Below are 20,178 nucleotides of genomic sequence, written 5' to 3' on the forward strand. Positions count from 1 at the left end.
GTGGTCTTCAAGAGGTCGATCTACAAGACGCCCGCTCAACTCCGCGACATGGTCGCGCCCGGGCGCGCGACGGCCGCATCCCTCGAAGCGGTGGCAGCAGCGGTTGCTCCCGGCGTGTCGACTCTCGAGCTCGACGCGATCGCCGACCGCGCCATCATGGATGCGGGCGGTGCGTCGAACTTCCAGTTGGAGCCCGGCTACCATCACACGATCTGCGCGTCGGTCAACGACGAAGTGGTGCACGGGATCCCCGGTCAGCGCATTCTCGAGCCCGGCGACATCCTGTCGGTCGACAGCGGCGCGATCCTGGGGGGCTGGAACGGGGATGCGGCGCGCACCTTCGTGCTGCCCGATCCCGCGCATCCCGAACTCGTGGCCGAGCGCACCCGCCTCTCAGAGGTGACGGAGCAGTCGCTGTGGCGCGGTATCGCGACCCTGGCGTCCGCCCGCTACCTCAACGACGTGGGTGAGGCGATCGAGGACTACATCTCGGCGCAGGGCGACTACGGCATCCTGACCGACTACATCGGCCACGGCATCGGGCGCCGCATGCACGAGGAGCCGCCGGTGTTCAACTACCGCGTTCGCGCCAAGGGGCCGGAGGTGCGCCCTGGGCTCGTCGTCGCGATCGAGCCGATGGTGGTCCTCGGATCGCAGGAGACCTACGTCAAGGACGACGGCTGGACCGTCGCGACGGAGGACGGCTCGGCGGCCGCCCACTGGGAGCACAGCGTCGCCGTGCACGCGGACGGAATCTGGGTGCTCACCGCGAGCGACGGAGGCGCCGCCGGCCTCGCCCCGTTCGGTGTGACGCCGGTTCCGATCGCCTGATGGGCGCCCGGATCACGGTGTTCGCCCAGGGCGGCGGAGGATCATACACTCGGATTGGCGGATTCGCGCCCTTTCCCATAAGATAGATCCTTGGTGTCTTAGGCGCGTTCTCACGTGCCTTCCGCCGATCAACGCACGACCAGCAAACCACGACTTTTAGCGACAGTGAGGCTATGGCCAAAAAAGACGGTGTCATCGAGATCGAAGGATCCGTGATCGAGGCTCTTCCCAACGCGATGTTCCGCGTGGAGTTGACGAACGGTCACAAGGTTCTTGCCCACATCTCCGGCAAGATGCGCCAGCACTACATCCGCATCCTCCCCGAGGACCGCGTGATCGTGGAGCTGAGCCCTTACGATCTGACCCGCGGCCGGATCGTCTACCGCTACAAGTAAAGGTCTGCTGTAAGTAACGGCCCCACCCAACGGGTAGCCCCGGGTGAGGTACGAGGACAGCGAACAAAGGTAAGAAACACTCATGAAGGTCAACCCCTCGGTCAAGAGGATCTGCGACAAGTGCAAGGTCATCCGCCGCAACGGCCGGGTCATGGTCATCTGCGAGAACCCGCGCCACAAGCAGCGCCAGGGCTGAACGCAGTCATAACCGAATAGAAGAACAGGCGATGCCAGAACCCGCGTCCGGAGACGGACACGGGGGACACCCTCGGAGGAGGCCGGGGCACCGGGATCGCTGCAGACCTCCACTCATCATAGGAGAAGCCAACACATGGCACGTCTAGCAGGCGTCGACATCCCGCGCGAGAAGCGCGTCGAGGTCGCACTCACCTACATCTATGGAGTCGGCCGCACCCGCGCCCTCCAGACTCTGCGCGAGACCGAGATCTCGGGCGACATCCGCGTCAAGGACCTGACCGACGAGCAGCTCGTCGCTCTCCGCGACTACATCGAGGGCAACTTCAAGGTGGAGGGTGACCTGCGCCGCGAGGTCGCCGCCGACATCCGCCGCAAGGTCGAGATCGGCAGCTACGAGGGTATCCGCCACCGTAAGGGCCTCCCGGTCCGAGGCCAGCGCACCAAGACCAACGCTCGTACCCGCAAGGGTCCGAAGCGCACCGTGGCCGGCAAGAAGAAGGCGCGCTAAGGCCCGCGGCCCCACGCTCTTAGGATTCAGGAGAAGAAATGGCAGCACCCAAGTCGGCCGCTCGCAAGCCGCGCAAGAAGGAAAAGAAGAACATTGCTGTGGGCCAGGCCCACATCAAGAGCACGTTCAACAACACGATCGTCTCGATCACCGACACCACCGGTGCCGTGATCAGCTGGGCCTCGTCCGGCGGCGTCGGATTCAAGGGCTCCCGCAAGTCGACCCCGTTCGCGGCGCAGCTCGCCGCCGAGTCGGCCGCGCGTCAGGCGCAGGAGCACGGCATGAAGAAGGTCGACGTCTTCGTCAAGGGCCCGGGTTCGGGTCGCGAGACGGCGATCCGCTCCCTCCAGGCCGCCGGCCTCGAGGTCGGCTCGATCAACGACGTCACCCCGCAGGCGCACAACGGTTGCCGCCCGCCCAAGCGCCGTCGCGTCTGAGTTCTCTTCTCGTCCGCCGCAGGCGGCGGTCCATTCGGGCCGCCGCCTGACGGCGTGACGAAACCCACCCCAGTAGAAGCGAATGTCATATAGCGGACATTCAGCCGAAAGGAATCAATAGTGCTCATTGCACAGCGTCCTACGCTCACCGAAGAGAACATCTCCGAGTTCCGCTCGCGGTTCGTCATCGAGCCCCTGGAGCCCGGCTTCGGATACACCCTCGGCAACTCCCTGCGCCGCACCCTCCTCTCCTCCATCCCCGGCGCGGCTGTCACCAGCATCCGCATCGACGGCGTGCTGCACGAGTTCAGCACCGTTCCGGGCGTCAAGGAGGACGTGACCGAGATCATCCTGAACATCAAGGGTCTGGTGGTCTCCAGCGAGCACGACGAGCCCATCACCGCGTACCTCCGCAAGACCGGCGCCGGTCAGGTCACCGCCGCCGACATCTCGGCTCCGGCCGGTGTGGAGATCCACAACCCCGAGCTGGTCATCGCGACCCTCAACGACAAGGCGAAGTTCGAGGTCGAGCTGACCATCGAGCGCGGCCGCGGCTACGTGTCGGCCCAGCAGAACCGCAACGAGTACAGCGAGGCGGGCCAGATCCCGATCGACTCGATCTACTCGCCCGTCCTGAAGGTCACCTACCGCGTCGAGGCCACCCGTGCCGGTGAGCGCACCGACTTCGACCGCCTCGTGGTCGACGTCGAGACCAAGCCCGCGATCAGCCCGCGCGACGCCATCGCCTCGGCCGGCCGCACGCTGGTCGAGCTGTTCGGTCTCGCTCGCGAGCTCAACAGCGCCGCAGAGGGCATCGAGATCGGCCCGGCCCCGGTCGACGCCGTCCTCAGCTCCGAGCTGTCGATGCCGATCGAGGACCTCGACCTCTCGGTCCGCTCGTACAACTGCCTCAAGCGCGAGGGCATCAACACCGTGAGCGAGCTCGTCTCGCTGTCGGAGACGCAGCTCATGAACATCCGCAACTTCGGTCAGAAGTCGGTGGATGAGGTCAAGGACAAGCTGACGGAGATGGGTCTGTCGCTGAAGGACTCGGTCCCCGGGTTCGACGGCGCCCACTTCTACAGCGGCTACGACGAGGACGAGTCCACCACCATCTGAGGCTCGTCGCCCGACTCAGCCATCAGACCTTTTCAACACTGGAGATAACCGATCATGCCTAAGCCCACCAAGGGCCCCCGCCTCGGGGGCGGCCCGGCGCACGAGCGCCTCATGCTCGCCAACCTGGCCGCTGCGCTCTTCACGCACAAGAGCATCAAGACCACCGAGACGAAGGCCAAGCGCCTTCGTCCCGTGGCCGAGCGCCTGATCACGTTCGCGAAGCGCGGCGACCTGCACGCCCGCCGTCGCGTGCTCGCCGTGATCAGCGACAAGTCCGTCGTGCACGAGCTCTTCACCGAGATCGCGCCGCTGGTCGCCGAGCGTGAGGGCGGCTACACCCGCATCACGAAGCTCGGCTTCCGCAAGGGTGACAACGCGCCGATGGCGCAGATCGAGCTCGTGCTCGAGCCCGTCACCCCGAAGGTGAAGTCGTCCAAGACCGCCGCCGCCCCCAAGGCTGCGCCGGTCGAGGAGACCCCCGCCGAGGAGACCGCGACCGAGGAGACCCCGGCCGAGGAGACCAGCACCGAGACCGCCGCCGCCGAGGCGGAGGTCGTCGAGGACGCGACCGCCGACGCCGACGCCGCCGGTGAGACCGACGCCGAGAGCGAGGCGGAGAAGGCGTAACGCCCTCCCCTTTCCACACGAAGGCCCTGCATCCGTGGATGCGGGGCCTTCGTCGTTCCCGCCGTCTGTGGGTCGCAACACGCCGTTATGGCGACCGCGAAACGGCGTGTTGCGACCCACGGATGCCGGGCGGGGGCGCGAGGCGAGGCTCTAGGGTGAAGGGATGACCGACGACACTCTGAGCCCGCTCCGCGAGCGGGTCGCCGCGCCGCCGACCTACCGCCCGCAGCATCCCCTCATCGCCGAGTGGCGCCCCGCGACGGCGGCCGATGTGGATGCGGTGCACGAGGTGTACCGCGCGATCGCCGTCCAGGACCACCCCAATTACGTCACGACACGCGAAGAGGTCGAGGAGGAGCTGGGCTACAGCTTCATCGACCTGGATGCCGACTCGCTGTTGGCCGTCACCGCCGACGGACGGGTCGTCGCCGTCGGCATCGTGATGGAACCGCCGCGGCAGGAGACGCTGGTGCGCGAGTTCATGAACGGCGGCGTGCATCCCGAGTTCCGCGGCCAGGGGATCGGACGTGAGCTGCTGGCGTGGCAGCGTGCCCGGGGCGAGCAGAAGCTCGCCGCGTCGGACAAGACGCTGCCGGGCTGGCTGGTGGGTTACGCCGACCGGCGCGCGCCGGATCGCGAGCGGCTGCTCCTCGCCGGCGGGTTCGAGGTGGCCCGGTACTTCCGGACGATGGAACGCGACCTGCGCGACCCCATCCCCGAGGTGGCGCCGACGATCGATGTGCGGATCGTCCCGTACACGAGCGAGCTGGCCGACGCCGTCCATGCGGCGCGCGATGACGCGTTCCGGGACCACTGGGGCAGCCAGCCGCTGAGTGACGAGCAGTTCGACGGTCTGGTGTCGGGAGTGTTCGTCGCCGAGCTCTCGTTCGTCGCGCTCGCGGGCGACGAGGTCGCCGGCGTCCTGCTCACGGATGTGAACGAGGACGACTGGCCCGGGCAGGGCTTCACGGGCGCGTACGTGTCCACCGTCGCCGTGCCGCGGCCGTACCGGGGGAGACGCATCGCGCCGTCGCTGCTGCGAGCGGTGCTCGAGGCGTGCGCTCAGCGCGGCTGGGACAAGGTGGTCCTCGACGTCGACGCCGAGAATCCCACCGGTGCGCTGGGGCTCTACACGGGGATGGGGTTCGTGACGACGCAGGCCGAGACGGGGCTCGTGCGTGCCTACTGATCCTGTGGCCGCCGACCACGCGCGGCGGTACCGCCTCGACATCGCCTACCAGGGCACGGACTTCAACGGCTGGGGACGTCAGCCCGGGCTGCGGACGGTGCAGGGGACGCTGGAGGACGCCCTCGCGACGATCTTCCGGCGGGCGGGGGAGCCGCCGCTCCTGACCGTCGCGGGTCGAACGGATGCCGGGGTGCACGCCGTCGGGCAGGTCGCCCACGTCGATCTGTCCCCGGCACAGGAGGCGGTCCTCCGGAAGCCACACGGGAAACGTCCGCCGCTATCCGCCGAAGAGGCGCTCGGCCGGCGGCTGAACGGCATCCTGGGCCCGGTGTCCGACGTCGTCGTGCTGTTCGCGACCGTCGCGCCCGACGGGTTCGACGCGCGTTTCTCGGCCCTCTGGCGACGCTACGAGTACCGCGTCGCCGACCGCGCGGCCCTCCGTGACCCGCTGCAGCGCCACCGGACCGCCTGGGTGTCAGCCGACCTCGACGTGGATGCGATGGACATGGCTGCTCACGGACTCCTCGGGCTCCACGACTTCGCCAGCTACTGCAAGGCTCGCGAGGGCGCCACGACCATCCGCACTCTCCAGGCGTTCAGCTGGCGTCGCGACGAGGATGGCGTGCTCGTCGCCGAGCTCACGGCCGACGCCTTCTGCCACAGCATGGTGCGCGCGCTGGTCGGCGCATGCGTGGAGGTCGGTGAGGGCAAGCTCGGCGCAGGCGACCTCGTGGTGCTGCGCGACGAGAAGCAGCGCACCAGCGCCTTCAAGGTGATGCCCGCCCGCGGCCTCACGCTGATGGAGGTCGGCTACCCCGAGGGCGCGGAACTCGCCCTCCGTGCGGAGCGAACGCGCGCGATGCGCGAGCTGTGAGATTCGCTCACCGCACGAGCCCGTTCTCGTAGGCGAACGCCACCAGTTGCACGCGCGACGCGAGCCCGAGCTTGGCGAGGATGCTGCGGACGTGCGACTTGACGGTCGCCTCGGAGATGAACGCCGTCCGGCCGATCTCGCCGTTGCTGAGGCCTCGGGCGGCAAGGAGGAACACCTCCTTCTCGCGGACCGACAGGGCGTCGATCGCCTCCGGGCGACGGCGGGCCAGCGTACGGAACAGGTCCGTGGTCGCCTTCGGTGCGATGACCGAATGACCATCGTGCACGGTGCGGATCGCCGCCAGGATGAACTCCGGCGTCGCATCTTTCAGCACGAAGCCGTCCGCTCCCGCTCGAAGCGCCGCGGCGACCGCCTCGTCGCGTTCGAAGGTCGTGAGGACGACGATGCGGGGGAGTGGTTCCGCGTTTTCCCGCCGGATGCCCTCTGTCGCGGCGATGCCATCCAGCACCGGCATCCGGATGTCCATGAGCAGCACATCCGGTCGTGCCGAGCGGGCCAGTTGCATCGCCTGCAGGCCGTCCGGGGCGCTGCCGGCGAACTCGAGATCGGGTTGCGACTCGATCATCATCTGCAGCCCCGTGCAGAACAGCGGCTGGTCGTCGGCGATCGCGACCCGGATCACGCGGTCACCGCATTCCGGCCGGTCGCCGGGATGTAGGCGGTCACGAGATACCCGCCCGGCTGGTCCTCGTCCTCGCCGGCGTCGAGCCAGCCTCCGGCGAATCGGGCGCGCTCGCGCATCCCGATGAGGCCGCGGCCCGCCGGATTGGGCGGAGGCGCATCCCGTGGAGCCGAGGGCTGGGATGCCAGGGACAGGGCGATGCCGTCTTCTCGCTCGTCCAACGCCAGCCGCGCGCGTGCACCGGCGCCAGCGTGCTTGAGCGCGTTGGTGAGGCCCTCCTGGACGATCCGGTAGACGGCGAGTTCCTGTGCCGCGCTGAGCTCCACGGCGCCGCCGAACCGCTCGACGGAGATCACGAGGCCGGCGTCGGACATCCGCTCCACCAGGTCGTCGAGATCGGCCACGCCGGGATGCACGGGCCCGTCGGGGCTGCCGACGAGCGTCTCGATCAGCACTCGGACCTCGGTCAAGGACGCCCGCGCGGTGTCTGCAATGGTCGCGAGCGAGGGTGCGACGGATGCAGGGCGCTCGTCCACGAGTAGGCGAGCGCCGTCCGCCTGGGCGAGGATGACCGACAGGGAGTGCGCCATGATGTCGTGCACGTCCTGGGCGATGCGCTCCCTCTCGCCGGCGACCATCGTCTCGACCTCCGCGCTGCGGAGTTCGGCCGTCGTGCGCGCGAGCTCCTCCTCGCTTCGCCGCGTGCGCATCCACACGCCGACGAGGGTGCCGATGACCCAGGCGAAGGCCGCCGCTCCGGCGCAGACGACGAAGAATGTCACTCGGATCGCAGCATCGGTGTGCCCGATCCCCTGGGCCCAGGACAGGAGTCCCGCAACGGACACTCCCGCCCCGACGGCGAAGGCGAGGGCGACGACCCGTATGCGACCGTGCACTGTGGCGGCCACGACGACGATGATGACTGCATAACCGAGGTAGATGGCCGCGTTCTGGAAGATCCCCGACGGGAAGAGGAGTTGCCCGATGAGCACCGCGGTCCCGGCCGCCATGGCCACGACAGGACTGAGCCGCGAGAGCCCGATGGCGCACGCAAGCACCAGCAGTGCGGCCCAGAACGGAACGGTGGCGCGGAGGGCGGACGGCAGGAGCTGGTTGCGGCCCGCTTCCGTCAGCGCCCAGAACACGAAGAACGTCACGGCGAGGGCGGGCTCCAACAGCCACCGGCTGCGCGTCAGGATCGGACTCATACGGGCAACGCTAGGGTGAGGCCGCCGATTGTGCGCGTGATCGGGCGAGGTTTCAGCCCTGGGGCTGAGTGCGGGTCAGCCCGCCCTGGAGGGTCTGGGCTCCGATCACCGACAGCAGGCGCAGCTTCTCCGCGGACTCGCTGCCCGGTATCGCGGTGTAGACGAGCAGCGAGTGCGCGTGACCCGGGTCGACGAGCTGCTGGCAGTGCAGTTCGAGTTCCCCGACCTCCGGGTGAGTGAAATGCTTGACCTCCTTCGGCCGGAGCCCGACCTCGTGCGCCGCCCAGAGCGTCCGGAACTCGGCACTGCGGTCGAGGACGTAGTCCGCCAGAGCGGCCGCCCGCGACCCGGGACCGCGCGCTGTCACGATCTCGCGCAGGCCGGAGGCGAACATCCGGCTCAGGAAGTCGTGGTCGCGAGGGGCGTACAGGCTGCGCGAACCCGGGTCGGTGAACCATCGCACCCCGAGGCTGCGCTCCGGCCCGCGGAGCGACGCCGTATCGCCGGTCAAGGCCACGCCCATCCTGCTCTGCCGCAGCGTCTCTCCTACTTCGGTCACGATCTCGGCCGGGGTGTCGTCGAGCCGATCGAGCACGCGCAGCAGGCCGGGGCTCACGTGCTCGCTCTCCGAGCCCTGCGCGGGCGGGGTGTGGCCGGCGAGACGGAACAGGTGATCGCGCTCCGCGTGGGAGAGATGCAGCCCCTGAGCGATCGAGGCGAGCATCTGCTCGGACGGCTGGGGACCTCGCTCCCGCTCCAGCCGGGCGTAGTAGTCGACCGACATGTGCGCCAGGGCGGCCACCTCCTCGCGCCGCAGCCCGGACGTGCGGCGGCGGCTGCCGCGCGGGAGGCCCACGTCCTCCGGCTGGAGCAGGTCGCGCCGGGTCCGGAGGAATTCGGCGAGTCCGATACGGTCGATCACCCCTCATGTCTACCGTGTGGCGCTCTCCGTAACCACGGATCGCCGGGCCGTGGCTACGGATGGCCCGAGCGTTCAGGGTGGAGTCACCGAACGAAGGAGAACACCGTGGCACGCACGATCGACATCGACATCCCCCCGCTCACCGGCAGACGGGCCGTCGTCACCGGGGCCAGCGACGGCATGGGGACGGTCATCGCGGCACGGCTTGCGCAGGCGGGTGCGGAGGTCGTCATGCCGGTGCGCGACCGAGCCAAGGGAGCTGCGGTTACGGATCGGATCCGCTCCACCGTCCCGGATGCGCGGCTGGTGCTTCGTGACCTCGACCTGGCCTCGCTCGACTCGGTCGCCGCGTTCGGCGAGGGGATGCGAGCGGACGGGCAGCCGGTCCACATCCTCATCAACAACGCCGGGCTGATGACGCCTCCGGAGCGCCGCACCACCGTCGACGGCTTCGAGCTGCAGTGGGGCACCAACCACCTCGGCCACGTCGCGCTCGTGGGAGCCCTCTTCCCGCTGCTCCAGGAGGGGCGGGCGCGGGTCACATCGCAGGTGAGCGTCGTGGCGAGGAGCGGCGCGATCGACTGGGACGACCTCGGCGCCGAGCGGCCGTATCGCGCCCAAGCGGCATACCGTTCCTCGAAGATCGCGCTCGGCCTGTTCGGGCTGGAGCTCGATCGGCGGAGCGCGGCGGCCGGATGGGGCGTCAGCAGCAACCTCGCGCATCCAGGCGTCGCTCCCACCAACCTGCTCGCAGCGCAGCCGGGGTACGGGCGCGCGGCGGACACCGGGGCGGTCCGCATGATCCGCTGGCTGTCCGCCCGCGGCCTCTTGGTCGGCACCCCGGAGACGGCCGCGCTTCCCGCGCTGCTCGCGGCGACGGGGCCACATGCGGAAGGAGGCAGGATGTACGGCCCGAGCGGACCCGGGCACCTCGGGGGTGCTCCGGCGGAGCAGACACCGTATCCGCCGCTCCGCGATGCCGCGGAGGCCGCCCGGGTGTGGGAGGTCTCCGAGCAGCAGGCGGGCATCTCCCTCCCGGTTTGACCGGGCGTGTCCGGCTCCCGTAGTATTGACCTTTGGTGTCCGGGCCCCTGCGGCCGGACACACGAACGTGAGCCCTCCACCGGTCCGGTTCGACGCCATCGCGAGCGAACCACCAACGGAGTGGGATTCACGAACACCTCCGTTCGAGACAGAAAGCAGCCACTACTGTGACGCGCACCTATTCCCCGAAGGCAGACGAGATCCAGCGCGACTGGGTCGTCATCGACGCGACCGATGTCGTGCTCGGCCGTCTCGCCAGCCACACCGCCGCCCTCCTCCGCGGCAAGCACAAGCCGACCTTCGCCCCGCACATGGACAGTGGTGACTTCGTCATCATCGTCAACGCCGACAAGGTCGCGCTGACCGGTCAGAAGGCTCTGCAGAAGAAGGCCTACCGCCACTCGGGCTACCCGGGCGGACTGAAGGCGACCACGTACTCGGAGCTCCTCGAGAAGAACCCGGTGCGCGCCGTCGAGAAGGCCGTCCGCGGAATGCTGCCGAAGAACTCCATCGGCCGCGCCCAGCTCCGCAAGCTGAAGGTCTACACCGGAAGCGAGCACCCGCACGCCGCCCAGCAGCCGAAGCCGTACACGCTCGGCCAGGTCGCCCAGTAAGCGCGACGACGCAGACCTTCACGACTTAAAGAGACAAAGGATTATCACCACCGTGGCGAAGATCGCAGACAGCATCGACTCGGCCCAGGCCGAGAACGTCGAGTCCTACTCGACCGAGACCCCGGCCTCCGAGGCCCCGGCCGCCCCGCGCGCCGTCCTCTCCGTTCCCGGCGCGGCCGTCGGCCGCCGCAAGGAGGCCATCGCGCGCGTGCGCCTGGTCCCGGGTTCCGGCACCATCACGGTCAACGGCCGTGAGTTCGCCGACTACTTCCCGAACAAGCTGCACCAGCAGCTCATCAACGACCCGTTCAAGGTGCTCGACCTCATCGGCTCCTACGACGTCGTCGCCCGCATCACCGGCGGTGGCCCCTCGGGTCAGGCTGGCGCCCTGCGCCTCGCCATCGCGCGCGCTCTCAACGAGATCGACCGCGACAACAACCGCCCGACCCTGAAGAAGGCCGGCTTCCTCACCCGTGACGCCCGCGTCACCGAGCGCAAGAAGGCCGGTCTCAAGAAGGCCCGCAAGGCGTCGCAGTTCTCCAAGCGCTAACGCTCGCCAGCGTTTAGGCTTCGGTCCATGCCACGCCTCTTCGGAACCGACGGCGTTCGCGGTCTCGCGAACGGCAGTCTCACCGCCGACCTGGCGCTCGGCCTTGCGCAGTCAGCTGCTGCTGTACTGACGCAAGGCCGAAGCGCCGAGGCGCGCCGCGCCGCCGGCAAGCGCCCAACGGCCATCGTCGCCCGCGACCCCCGTGTCTCGGGTGAGTTCCTCTCCGCCGCCGTCGCGGCCGGGCTCGCCAGCTCGGGCATCGACGTGTACGACGCGGGAGTCATCCCCACGCCGGCAGCGGCCTTCCTCATCGCCGACTTCGATGCAGACTTCGGTGTGATGGTCTCGGCCTCGCACAACCCGGCCCCGGACAATGGGATCAAGATCTTCGCCCGCGGGGGCACCAAGCTCCCCGACGTCGTCGAGGACCGCATCGAGCAGCACCTCGACCTCGAGAAGCTGACCCCGACCGGCGCCGACGTCGGCCGCATCCGACGCTTCGCCGACGCGGAGGACCGCTACGTCCTCCACCTCCTCGGCAGCCTCCCGCACCGCCTCGACGGCATCCACGTCGTCCTCGACTGCGCCCACGGCGCGGCGGCGGGGATCTCGCCCGAGGTGTTCACCGACGCGGGGGCGCGAGTGACCGTCATCGGCGACGCGCCGGACGGCATGAACATCAACGACGGTGTCGGCTCCACGCACCTCGACAACCTCGCGAAGGCCGTGCTCGCGGCCGGCGCCGACGTCGGCATCGCCCACGACGGCGACGCGGACCGCTGCCTCGCGATCGACGCCGACGGCAACGTCGTCGACGGCGACCAGATCATGGCGATCCTCGCGGTCGGCATGAAGGAGCGCGGCAAGCTGCGCGACGACACCCTCGTCGCCACGGTGATGAGCAACCTGGGACTGAAGCTCGCCATGCGCGACCACGGCATCCGGATGGTCGAGACTGCGGTCGGCGACCGGTATGTGCTCGAGGAGATGAACGAGCACGACTACTCCCTCGGCGGAGAGCAGTCCGGCCACGTCATCATGCGCGAGTTCGCGACGACGGGTGACGGCATCCTGACCGGGCTCCACCTCCTCAGCGAGATGGCACGCCAGGGCAAGACGCTGGCGGAGCTCGCCCGCGTGATGACCGTGTACCCGCAGGTGATGGTGAACGTGAAGAACGTCGACCACCACGCCGTCCACACCGACGAGGGACTCCGCACGGCCGTTCAGACGGCGGAGAGCGCACTCGGCGACACCGGCCGCGTGCTGCTGCGCCCGTCCGGCACCGAGCCGCTCGTCCGCGTCATGGTCGAGGCCGCGGATCAGGTCACGGCAGAGCGTCTGGCGAACGAGCTCGCGGATGTCGTGCGGGAGCGGCTGGCTCTCTAGCCGGTCAGCGCTCTCGCGCGTCAGCTCTTTCGCGCGTCAGCGCGTCTCGTGAGCGCGGCGCGCCGCGAGGAAGTCCGCCACGGAGTAGGCGCGCGAACGGTCGGGCAGCATCTCGGTGCCGTACAGTCCCGCCATCAGGGTGCCCGGGTCGACGTCGAGCGCTGTGGCGATGCGGACGATGGTGTGCAGCTCGGAGTTCGCCTCGCCGCGCTCCACCCGCCCGTAGTTCGTCACGTGCATGTCGGCCAGGTTGGCGATGTCCTCCTGGCTCATCCCGAGCGCGATGCGTGCCTCACGAACCCGCTGCCCGAAGAGCTCGGCGGCGCGAGAACGTGGTGCTGGCATGCCTCATGCTTACGGGTCGTATGCATGCATGGCCAGAGCACCACGACCTCATTTATGCATGCCTGAGGTTTAGAAGCCAGATCAGAGCTTGCGCAGCAGGACGGAGCTCACCGCGTGATCGGCATCCTTCCGCAGCACCAGCTTGGCGCGCGAGCGTGTCGGCCGGATGTTCTGGAGCAGGTTCGGCTCGTTGATCGCCGTCCAGATGGATGCGGCCCGCGCTCGCGCCTCATCCTCCGTCAGCTGCGCATAACGGTGGAAGTACGACTTCGGATTGGCGAACGCACCGCGCTGCAGCTTCAGGAAGCGCTCCTCGTACCAGTGCGCGATGTCGCGGGTGCGCGCATCCACGTAGACGCTGAAGTCGAACAGGTCGCTCACGGCGAGCCGGTTGCCGCCGCCCGCCGGCTGCAGCACGTTGAGGCCCTCGACGATGAGGACGTCCGGACGCCGGACGACGATCTCCGCATCCGGGACGATGTCGTAGCTGAGGTGCGAGTAGAAGGGAGCCCGGACCTCCGGGGCGCCGCTCTTGATAGCCGTGACGAAACGCAACAGCGCCCGCCGGTCGTACGACTCCGGGAAGCCCTTGCGCTCCATCAGGCCGCGACGCTCGAGTTCGGCGTTGGGCAGCAGGAAGCCGTCCGTGGTCACCAGTTCGACGCGCGGGGTGTCGTCCCAGCGCGACAGCAGCTCGCGCAGCAGGCGCGCGATGGTCGACTTGCCGACGGCGACAGAGCCCGCGACGCCGATGACGAACGGCGTGCTGGCCGCCCGCTCGCCGAGGAAGTCGCTCGTCACCCGATGGAGCTGCTTCGCGCCGCCCACGTACAGATTGAGGAGACGGCTGAGCGGGAGGTAGACCTCCGACACCTCGCGCATGTCGAGCGGATCGCCGAGGCCGCGGAGCTGGACGATCTCCGTCTCCTGCAGCGGCAGTCTGGTGTTCTCCGCCAGCTCCGCCCAGTCGGCCCTGCTCAGCTCGACGAAGGGGGTGGAGGAGTCGCCGTTCGGAAGCATAGGGCACCAATTCTAGGGGGCGCTCCGAGCCGGCTCCCACTTACGCCCACGATAGACTCGGGTGCATGTGTGGAATCGTGGGGTACGTCGGTACCGACAAGAGCCTCGAGGTGCTTCTCGGCGGCCTGAAGCGCCTGGAGTACCGCGGATACGACTCCGCGGGCATCGCCGTGATCGGCCCGGACGGCGCCCTCGGCACCGCTAAGAAGGCCGGGAAGCTCTCGGTGCTGACTGAAGACCTGCAAGAGCACCCCATCCCGAACGGGCAGACCGGCATCGGTCACACCCGCTGGGCGACGCACGGCGGCCCGACCGACGTGAATGCGCACCCGCACCTGGGCGACGACGGTCGCCTGGCCGTCATCCACAACGGCATCATCGAGAACTTCGCGACGCTGAAGGACGAGTTGCTCGCCGACGGCTTCGCCTTCGAGTCCGAGACCGACACCGAGGTCGCGGCCGTGCTGCTGGGCCGCGAGTACCGCCGGACGGGCGACCTGCCCGAGGCGTTCCAGAGCGTCGTCTCCCGGCTGGAGGGCGCATTCACCCTTCTCGCGATGCACCAGGACCAGCCGCACGTCGTCGTCGGCGCGCGCCGCAACTCGCCGCTCGTCATCGGGCTCGGCGAGGGCGAGAACTTCCTCGGCTCGGACGTCGCCGCGTTCGTCGAGCACACCCGCAAGGCGATGGCGATCGGTCAGGACCAGATCGTCACCATCACGCCGGACAGCGTCACGGTCACCGACTTCGCCGGCGCGCCCGTCGAGGTCGAGCCGTTCGAGGTCGCGTGGGACGCCTCCGCCGCCGAGAAGGGCGGCTGGTCGTCGTTCATGGCGAAGGAGATCGCCGAAGAGCCGGATGCGGTGGCCAACACCCTCCGCGGCCGCCTCGTCGAGGGCGCCGTCCACATCCCCGAGCTCGACGCGCTCGGCGACGAGTACTTCGCCGGCATCGACCGCATCACGATCATCGCGTGCGGCACTGCCGCGTACGCGGGCCTGGTGGGCAGTTACGCGATCGAGAAGTGGGCCCGCGTGCCCGTCACGGTCGAGCTGAGCCACGAGTTCCGCTACCGCGAGCCCGTGCTGACCGATGGCACCCTGGTGATCTCGATCAGCCAGTCGGGCGAGACGATGGACACGCTGATGGCCGTCAAGTACGCCCGCGAGGGCGGCGCCAAGGCCATCTCGGTCTGCAACACGCAGGGCGCGACCATCCCGCGCGAGTCCGACGCCGCGCTGTACACGCACGCCGGCCCGGAGGTCGCCGTCGCGTCGACGAAGGCCTTCGTCGCCCAGATCACCGCTCTGTACCTGTTCGGCCTTCACCTGGCGCGCGTCCGCGGCACCCTGAGCGCCGCCCAACAGCGCGACGCGATCGAGGAGCTGCAGGAGGTGCCCGCCAAGATCGCCACGGTGCTCGAGTCGCACGCCGAGATCGCGCAGCTGGCCAAGTGGATGTCGGACACCCGCGCGGTGCTGTTCCTCGGTCGTCACGTCGGGTACCCGATCGCGCTGGAAGGCGCGCTGAAGCTCAAGGAGCTCGCGTACATCCACGCCGAGGGCTTCGCGGCCGGCGAGCTGAAGCACGGACCGATCGCCCTGATCGAGCCGGGTCAGCCGGTGTTCGTCGTCGTGCCCAGCCCGCGTTGGTCGGACGAGCTGCACAAGAAGGTCGTCTCGAACATCCAGGAGATCCGCGCCCGCGGCGCCCGCGTCATCGCGATCGCCGAGGCCGGAGATGCTGCCGTGCTGCCGTTCGCCGACGAGGTCATCCGCATCCCGCTGGCCGCGCCGCTCTTCGAGCCGCTTCTCGCGGTCGTCCCGCTGCAGATCTTCGCCATGGAGCTCTCGGCGGCGAAGGGCCTCGACGTCGACCAGCCGCGCAACCTGGCCAAGTCCGTCACCGTCGAGTGACGCCGTGATCGCCGGCATCGGGGTCGACGTGGTCGATCTGGCTCGCTTCGAGCGGTCGATCGCCCGCACGCCGAAGCTGCGCGACCGGCTGTTCACTGAGGCGGAGCGCCTGCTTCCCGTGCACTCGCTCGCAGCTCGGTTCGCCGCGAAAGAGGCGCTGATCAAGGCGCTCGGCGGCTCCGAGGGCGTGCGCTGGCACGACATGGAGATCGTCCCCGACGAGGAGAGGAACCCCGGTTTCGTGCTGCACAACGTCGTCGAGGCGCAGGTCCGCGAGCGTGGCATCGTGCGCATCCACGTGTCGATGACGCATGACGCCGGCGTCGCGACGGCGTTCGTCGTGACGGAGTGCGCGCCGTGAGCGCGGTGTTCCGGGAGCGGGTCGTCGACCTGGATGCAGTGACGGCGAACGTCGCACGCCTGCGCGAGCTCGTCGGCACGCCGCACGTCATGGCGGTCGTCAAGGCGGACGCGTACGGACATGGAGCCGTGGAGTGCGCCCGTGCAGCGCTCGTCGGCGGGGCGGACTGGCTCGGCGTCGCCGAGATCTCCGAGGGCCTCGCGCTGCGGGAGGCCGGCATTACCGCGCCCGTGCTGGCGTGGCTGCACGACCCCGACGACGACTTCGCCGACGCCGTCCGCGCCGACCTCGACCTCGGTATCTCGTCCCGCGTCCAGCTGGAGGCCGCAGCGGCCGCAGCCACCGGTGACCGGCCGGCCTTCGTCCAGCTCAAGATCGAGACCGGTCTGAGCCGCAACGGCGTCCCGGAATCCGAGTGGGATGCGGTGGTCACGCGCGCACGCGAGCTCGAGGTCGCCGGTCTCGTCCGCGTCCGCGGCATCTTCTCGCACCTCTCCAACGCGTCGCCGGAGGACGACCGCGCCGCGATCGCCGCGTTCGAACGTGCGCTCGATCGCGCATCCGCCGCCGGACTCGATCCCGAGCTGCGGCACATCGCGGCCAGTGCGGCCGCCCTCTCGCTGCCGGAGTCCCGGTTCGACCTCGTCCGCCTCGGCATCGCCGTGTACGGGCTGTCGCCCTTCGGCCGGGAGTCGGCCGTCGAGCTCGGGCTGCGTCCCGCGATGACGCTGCGCGGGCGGGTGGCCGCCGTCCGGCGCGTGCCCGCGGGCACAGGCGTCTCCTACGACTACACGTACCGCACCGAGAAGGAGACGACGCTCGTCCTCGTCCCCCTCGGCTATGCGGAGGGCATCCCGCGTCACGCGTCCAACCGCGGTCCGGTCGCGATCGGCGGCCGCACGTTCCGGATCAGCGGGCGCGTCGCCATGGACCAGTTCGTGGTCGACGTCGGCGACCTGGACGTGGCGGTCGGCGACGAGGTCGTCCTGTTCGGCGACCCCGCAATCGGCGTGCCGGGGGCGGACGACTGGGCCGAGGCCGCCGACACCATCAACTACGAGATCGTCACGCGTCTCGGCGGGCGGCTGAGACGGAGCTACACCGGAGGCGGCCGATGACGGACGCGCTGCAGGTGCCCGCCGTCCGGCGGGTCGCAACGGCGGACGAGATGCACGAACTCGGCCGGGATCTCGCTGGCGTCCTCCGAGCGGGCGACCTCGTCATCCTGTCCGGTCCGCTCGGGGCGGGCAAGACGACGCTGACGCGCGGGATCGGCGAAGCGCTGGACGTGCGCGGCCCGGTGACCAGCCCCACGTTCGTGCTCGCCCGGACGCATCCCAGTCTCTCCGGCGGCGCGCCGCTCGTCCACGTCGACGCGTACCGCCTGTCGAGCGCGCTGGAGCTCGACGACCTCGACATCGACTTCGCGCGCTCGGTCGTGGTGGTGGAGTGGGGCGCCGGGATGCTCGACGGCGTCGCCGAGTCGTGGCTCGAGGTCGCGATCGAGCGGCCGACCGGAGCGGCGGAGGGCGCGGCCGTAGACGCCGATGCGGTCGACGAGACGGACGAACCGCGTACCGTCACGCTGACCGGGTTCGGTCCGCGCTGGGCGCCGCCCGCGGGCTCCTCGTCCGCCGATCCCGCTTAGGCTGGATGCATGCTGCTCGCCATCGACACGTCCGCCGGGACCAGCGTCGCCGTGGTCGACCGGGAGGGCGGGGTGCTCTCGGAGATCATCGAGACCGACACCATGCGCCATGCCGAGGTGATCGGCACCCTGATCGACGAGGCGCTGACGGTTGCGGGCATCGAGGTGCGCGCTCTGTCGGGCGTCGTCGCCGGGATGGGGCCGGGCCCGTTCACGGGACTCCGGGTCGGCATCGCCGCGGCGAAGGCGTTCGCGATCGGCGCGGGGAAGCCGCTCGTCCCCGTCGTCAGCCATGACGCCGTCGCCTACGACCGGTACGCGTCCGGACACGAGGGTCCGCTGCTGATCGTCACCGATGCCCGGCGCCGGGAACGGTATTGGACCGCCTACTCGGGCGTCGACGGTTTCGGTCTCCCGATCCGCCTCGGCGGGCCGGGCCTCGCCCGGCCGGACGAGCTGCCGCATCCCGACGTCGCTCGAGTCGACGCCGACGTCGTCCCCGCCGGCCGGCTCGGCCTGATCGCCGAGCTGCGCTACGCGAACCGGCTGCCCATGGATCCCGACGTCGCGCTCTACCTGCGCTCGCCGGATGTGACGCCGTCCGCCGGGCCGAAGCGGGTGACGGCGTGACCGATCCCGCCCGCACCGTGCACCAGCTGCGCCGCGCCGAGCCCGCCGACGTGCCGGCGATCATGGAGCTGGAGCGCAGCGTCTTCGAGAACGACGCGTGGTCGGAGCGCTCCATGCGCTCGGAAGTCGCCGGCGAGCACGGCTACTACCTCGTCGCGTTCGCACCGGAGTCGCCCGACCGCCTCGCCGGATATGCCGGACTCCTCGCCCCGCGCGGGGGAGGGGAGGGCGACATCCAGACCATCGCGGTCGCCCCGCACGCTCGCCGCCGCGGGCTGGGACGTCAGCTCATGCTCGCCCTGATCGCCGAGGCGCGGAAACGCGGCGCCCGCGAGGTGTTCCTCGAAGTGCGCGCCGACAACCCGGGCGCCCAGACCCTCTACCGCGACCTCGGTTTCGAGGAGATCGGCGTGCGCCCGAAGTACTACCAGCCGGACGGTGTGGATGCGATCGTGATGCGTCTCGCCGTCCCCAGTCCGGAGACCACCCTCGCATGACCAGTGCAGCATCCACTCGCCTCGATCCGGCGTCCGTGAAGGAGCCGCTCGTGCTCGGCATCGAGACGTCATGCGACGAGACCGGTGTGGGGATCGTCCGCGGCACGACGCTGCTCGCCAACACGATCGCGTCGTCGATGGAGGAGCACGCCCGCTACGGCGGCGTCGTCCCGGAGGTCGCCGCCCGCGCACATCTGGAGGCCCTGGAACCGACGCTGCGCACCGCCGTAGCGGACGCGGGGATCGAGCTGGCCGACGTCGACGCCATCGCTGTGACCAGCGGCCCCGGACTCTCGGGTGCGCTCATGGTCGGCGTCGGCGCGGCGAAGGCGCTCGCCGTCTCCCTCGGCAAGCCGCTGTATGCCGTCAACCACCTCGTCGGCCACGTCGGCGCCGATCTGCTCGACGCACAGGGGGGCCCGGGTCATCCCGTCGAGCTGCCGACGATCGCCCTGCTCGTCTCGGGCGGCCACACCTCCCTGCTGCTCGTCCGCGACCTCGTCTCGGACGTCGAGCTGCTCGGCGAGACCATCGACGACGCAGCCGGTGAGGCGTTCGACAAGGTCGCCCGCGTGCTCGGCCTGCCGTATCCCGGCGGCCCGCAGATCGACCGCGTCGCCACGGATGGCGACCAGAAGGCGATCCGCTTCCCGCGGGGGCTGACCCGGCCGAAGGACCTGGAGAAGCACCGGTACGACTTCTCCTTCTCCGGACTCAAGACCGCGGTCGCGCGCTGGGTCGAACAGCGTCAGGATGCCGGGGAAGAGGTGCCGGTCGCCGATGTCGCTGCGTCGTTCCGGGAGGCGGTGGCGGACGTGCTGATCACGAAGGCGCTCGCCGCATGCCGCGATCACGACGTGCCCCGGCTGCTGCTCGGCGGCGGTGTCGTGGCGAACGCCCGGGTGCGCCAGCTCGCCATCGCGCGGGCGGCCGAAGCCGGTGTCGCGCTGCGCATCCCGGCTCTTTCGCTGTGCACGGACAACGGCGCGATGATCGCGGCGCTGGGGGCGCAGCTGATCATGGCGGGTCACGGCCCGAGCGAGCTCACCTTCTCGGCGGACTCCACGCTCCCGGTGACGGAGATTCAGGTCACCGCCTGAGTGGTGCGTTGACACCCTCCCGGACCCCCTGCCACGATGGGTGTGATACAGCGTTCTCTCAGGAAATCCGTTTCCGCTGAGGCGCCGACCACCAGCTTCCCGCACCGAAGGAG

Annotated in this window: 25 protein-coding genes; 20 read left to right on the plus strand and 5 right to left on the minus strand. The window is 69.7% G+C overall.

Translation table 11 applies throughout. From position 1 onward, the window contains the following. From map to truA, 9 genes are all read left to right on the plus strand, one after another. Positions 1-831, plus strand: a complete 831-nt coding sequence (gene map, locus H284_RS0115390; RefSeq protein WP_029042971.1) for a type I methionyl aminopeptidase — start codon at positions 1-3, stop codon at positions 829-831. A 173-nt stretch (positions 832-1,004) separates the two neighbouring features. Then, positions 1,005-1,226, plus strand: coding sequence for a translation initiation factor IF-1 (gene infA / locus H284_RS0115395; RefSeq protein WP_011186713.1), 222 nt, complete (start codon positions 1,005-1,007; stop codon positions 1,224-1,226). A gap of 82 nt (positions 1,227-1,308) precedes the next feature. After that, the gene (rpmJ, locus tag H284_RS0115400) at positions 1,309-1,422 is read left to right on the plus strand and encodes a 50S ribosomal protein L36 (RefSeq protein ID WP_018191946.1); all 114 of its coding nucleotides are present in this window, start codon (positions 1,309-1,311) and stop codon (positions 1,420-1,422) included. Positions 1,423-1,557: 135 nt separating this feature from the next. Then, positions 1,558-1,932, plus strand: coding sequence for a 30S ribosomal protein S13 (rpsM, locus tag H284_RS0115405; RefSeq protein ID WP_018191945.1), 375 nt, complete (start codon positions 1,558-1,560; stop codon positions 1,930-1,932). A 38-nt stretch (positions 1,933-1,970) separates the two neighbouring features. Further along, the gene (gene rpsK / locus H284_RS0115410) at positions 1,971-2,369 is read left to right on the plus strand and encodes a 30S ribosomal protein S11 (RefSeq protein WP_018191944.1); all 399 of its coding nucleotides are present in this window, start codon (positions 1,971-1,973) and stop codon (positions 2,367-2,369) included. Between the two features lie 120 nt (positions 2,370-2,489). Continuing rightward, the gene (locus H284_RS0115415; protein WP_018191943.1) at positions 2,490-3,488 is read left to right on the plus strand and encodes a DNA-directed RNA polymerase subunit alpha; all 999 of its coding nucleotides are present in this window, start codon (positions 2,490-2,492) and stop codon (positions 3,486-3,488) included. Positions 3,489-3,542: 54 nt separating this feature from the next. Further along, the gene (rplQ, locus tag H284_RS0115420; RefSeq protein ID WP_029042972.1) at positions 3,543-4,115 is read left to right on the plus strand and encodes a 50S ribosomal protein L17; all 573 of its coding nucleotides are present in this window, start codon (positions 3,543-3,545) and stop codon (positions 4,113-4,115) included. A gap of 163 nt (positions 4,116-4,278) precedes the next feature. Next, positions 4,279-5,304 carry a GNAT family N-acetyltransferase gene (locus H284_RS0115425; protein ID WP_020076946.1) on the plus strand — a complete coding sequence of 342 codons (1,026 nt, stop codon included), beginning with the start codon at positions 4,279-4,281 and terminating at the stop codon, positions 5,302-5,304. 4 nt (positions 5,305-5,308) lie between these two features. Next, on the plus strand, positions 5,309-6,178 hold the full coding sequence (truA, locus tag H284_RS0115430) for a tRNA pseudouridine(38-40) synthase TruA (protein WP_020076947.1): 870 nt from the start codon (positions 5,309-5,311) through the stop codon (positions 6,176-6,178). Positions 6,179-6,185: 7 nt separating this feature from the next. Here the strand turns inward: truA and H284_RS0115435 are convergent, their stop codons facing one another. Genes H284_RS0115435 through H284_RS0115445 form a run of 3 tightly spaced genes read right to left on the minus strand, consistent with a single transcriptional unit; the run spans position 6,186 to position 8,951 of the window. Continuing rightward, positions 6,186-6,821 (minus strand): response regulator transcription factor, encoded by a 636-nt coding sequence (locus tag H284_RS0115435; protein ID WP_020076948.1) that lies wholly within the window; start codon positions 6,819-6,821, stop codon positions 6,186-6,188. Beyond that, complete coding sequence (locus H284_RS0115440) at positions 6,818-8,029, minus strand: sensor histidine kinase (RefSeq protein WP_020076949.1); 1,212 nt, start codon at positions 8,027-8,029, stop codon at positions 6,818-6,820. The genes H284_RS0115435 and H284_RS0115440 overlap by 4 nt, the downstream gene beginning before the upstream one ends. A 52-nt stretch (positions 8,030-8,081) precedes the next feature. Beyond that, on the minus strand, positions 8,082-8,951 hold the full coding sequence (locus H284_RS0115445) for a helix-turn-helix transcriptional regulator (protein ID WP_020076950.1): 870 nt from the start codon (positions 8,949-8,951) through the stop codon (positions 8,082-8,084). Positions 8,952-9,056: 105 nt separating this feature from the next. On the opposite strand from H284_RS0115445, the gene H284_RS0115450 reads away from it, so the two are divergent. The 4 genes from H284_RS0115450 (at position 9,057) to glmM (ending at position 12,548) form a co-directional block, all read left to right on the plus strand. Beyond that, entirely contained in the window at positions 9,057-9,995 is a 939-nt protein-coding gene (locus H284_RS0115450; RefSeq protein WP_020076951.1) for an SDR family oxidoreductase, read from the plus strand. Positions 9,996-10,162: 167 nt separating this feature from the next. Then, positions 10,163-10,609 carry a 50S ribosomal protein L13 gene (gene rplM / locus H284_RS0115455; protein ID WP_018191935.1) on the plus strand — a complete coding sequence of 149 codons (447 nt, stop codon included), beginning with the start codon at positions 10,163-10,165 and terminating at the stop codon, positions 10,607-10,609. 52 nt (positions 10,610-10,661) lie between these two features. Continuing rightward, the gene (gene rpsI, locus H284_RS0115460) at positions 10,662-11,159 is read left to right on the plus strand and encodes a 30S ribosomal protein S9 (protein ID WP_018191934.1); all 498 of its coding nucleotides are present in this window, start codon (positions 10,662-10,664) and stop codon (positions 11,157-11,159) included. A gap of 27 nt (positions 11,160-11,186) precedes the next feature. Next, positions 11,187-12,548: a phosphoglucosamine mutase gene (gene glmM / locus H284_RS0115465; protein WP_018191933.1), complete on the plus strand. Its 1,362-nt coding sequence runs from the start codon at positions 11,187-11,189 to the stop codon at positions 12,546-12,548. 36 nt (positions 12,549-12,584) lie between these two features. Here the strand turns inward: glmM and H284_RS0115470 are convergent, their stop codons facing one another. Both H284_RS0115470 and coaA read right to left on the minus strand, forming a co-directional pair. Continuing rightward, positions 12,585-12,893, minus strand: coding sequence for a helix-turn-helix domain-containing protein (locus H284_RS0115470; RefSeq protein WP_029042973.1), 309 nt, complete (start codon positions 12,891-12,893; stop codon positions 12,585-12,587). Positions 12,894-12,974: 81 nt separating this feature from the next. Further along, positions 12,975-13,913, minus strand: a complete 939-nt coding sequence (coaA, locus tag H284_RS0115475) for a type I pantothenate kinase (RefSeq protein ID WP_020076953.1) — start codon at positions 13,911-13,913, stop codon at positions 12,975-12,977. Positions 13,914-13,978: 65 nt separating this feature from the next. Here coaA and glmS point away from each other — a divergent pair, with 65 nt between their 5' ends. The 7 genes from glmS to tsaD are packed head-to-tail and all read left to right on the plus strand — an operon-like array spanning position 13,979 to position 20,065. Next, positions 13,979-15,829, plus strand: a complete 1,851-nt coding sequence (glmS, locus tag H284_RS0115480; protein WP_029042974.1) for a glutamine--fructose-6-phosphate transaminase (isomerizing) — start codon at positions 13,979-13,981, stop codon at positions 15,827-15,829. A 4-nt stretch (positions 15,830-15,833) separates the two neighbouring features. Then, positions 15,834-16,190: a holo-ACP synthase gene (locus tag H284_RS0115485; RefSeq protein ID WP_018191929.1), complete on the plus strand. Its 357-nt coding sequence runs from the start codon at positions 15,834-15,836 to the stop codon at positions 16,188-16,190. Next, entirely contained in the window at positions 16,178-17,308 is a 1,131-nt protein-coding gene (gene alr / locus H284_RS0115490) for an alanine racemase (RefSeq protein ID WP_020076955.1), read from the plus strand. Before H284_RS0115485 ends, alr begins: the two co-directional genes overlap by 13 nt. Next, positions 17,305-17,838: a tRNA (adenosine(37)-N6)-threonylcarbamoyltransferase complex ATPase subunit type 1 TsaE gene (tsaE, locus tag H284_RS0115495; RefSeq protein WP_018191927.1), complete on the plus strand. Its 534-nt coding sequence runs from the start codon at positions 17,305-17,307 to the stop codon at positions 17,836-17,838. The genes alr and tsaE overlap by 4 nt, the downstream gene beginning before the upstream one ends. A 9-nt stretch (positions 17,839-17,847) precedes the next feature. After that, a complete protein-coding gene (gene tsaB / locus H284_RS0115500; protein ID WP_020076956.1) occupies positions 17,848-18,468 on the plus strand; it encodes a tRNA (adenosine(37)-N6)-threonylcarbamoyltransferase complex dimerization subunit type 1 TsaB in 621 nt (206 codons plus the stop codon). Further along, a complete protein-coding gene (rimI, locus tag H284_RS0115505; RefSeq protein WP_020076957.1) occupies positions 18,465-18,965 on the plus strand; it encodes a ribosomal protein S18-alanine N-acetyltransferase in 501 nt (166 codons plus the stop codon). The genes tsaB and rimI overlap by 4 nt, the downstream gene beginning before the upstream one ends. Next, positions 18,962-20,065: a tRNA (adenosine(37)-N6)-threonylcarbamoyltransferase complex transferase subunit TsaD gene (tsaD, locus tag H284_RS0115510; RefSeq protein ID WP_020076958.1), complete on the plus strand. Its 1,104-nt coding sequence runs from the start codon at positions 18,962-18,964 to the stop codon at positions 20,063-20,065. Before rimI ends, tsaD begins: the two co-directional genes overlap by 4 nt. The last annotated feature ends 113 nt before the right edge of the window (positions 20,066-20,178 follow it).

It is taken from the genome of Cryocola sp. 340MFSha3.1, from assembly GCF_000383315.1.
Lineage (GTDB): Bacteria > Actinomycetota > Actinomycetes > Actinomycetales > Microbacteriaceae > Leifsonia.

Bases quoted from the DNA above. Each gene is read 5' to 3' on its own strand.
- infA (WP_011186713.1), top strand. From the start codon at position 1,005: ATGGCCAAAAAAGACGGTGTCATCGAGATCGAAGGATCCGTGATCGAG.
- rpmJ (WP_018191946.1), top strand. From the start codon at position 1,309: ATGAAGGTCAACCCCTCGGTCAAGAGGATCTGCGACAAGTGCAAGGTC.
- rpsM (WP_018191945.1), top strand. From the start codon at position 1,558: ATGGCACGTCTAGCAGGCGTCGACATCCCGCGCGAGAAGCGCGTCGAG.
- rpsK (WP_018191944.1), top strand. From the start codon at position 1,971: ATGGCAGCACCCAAGTCGGCCGCTCGCAAGCCGCGCAAGAAGGAAAAG.
- rplQ (WP_029042972.1), top strand. From the start codon at position 3,543: ATGCCTAAGCCCACCAAGGGCCCCCGCCTCGGGGGCGGCCCGGCGCAC.
- H284_RS0115425 (WP_020076946.1), top strand. From the start codon at position 4,279: ATGACCGACGACACTCTGAGCCCGCTCCGCGAGCGGGTCGCCGCGCCG.
- H284_RS0115440 (WP_020076949.1), bottom strand. From the start codon at position 8,029: ATGAGTCCGATCCTGACGCGCAGCCGGTGGCTGTTGGAGCCCGCCCTC.
- glmM (WP_018191933.1), top strand. From the start codon at position 11,187: ATGCCACGCCTCTTCGGAACCGACGGCGTTCGCGGTCTCGCGAACGGC.
- H284_RS0115470 (WP_029042973.1), bottom strand. From the start codon at position 12,893: ATGCCAGCACCACGTTCTCGCGCCGCCGAGCTCTTCGGGCAGCGGGTT.
- coaA (WP_020076953.1), bottom strand. From the start codon at position 13,913: ATGCTTCCGAACGGCGACTCCTCCACCCCCTTCGTCGAGCTGAGCAGG.
- glmS (WP_029042974.1), top strand. From the start codon at position 13,979: ATGTGTGGAATCGTGGGGTACGTCGGTACCGACAAGAGCCTCGAGGTG.
- tsaE (WP_018191927.1), top strand. From the start codon at position 17,305: ATGACGGACGCGCTGCAGGTGCCCGCCGTCCGGCGGGTCGCAACGGCG.
- tsaB (WP_020076956.1), top strand. From the start codon at position 17,848: ATGCTGCTCGCCATCGACACGTCCGCCGGGACCAGCGTCGCCGTGGTC.
- tsaD (WP_020076958.1), top strand. From the start codon at position 18,962: ATGACCAGTGCAGCATCCACTCGCCTCGATCCGGCGTCCGTGAAGGAG.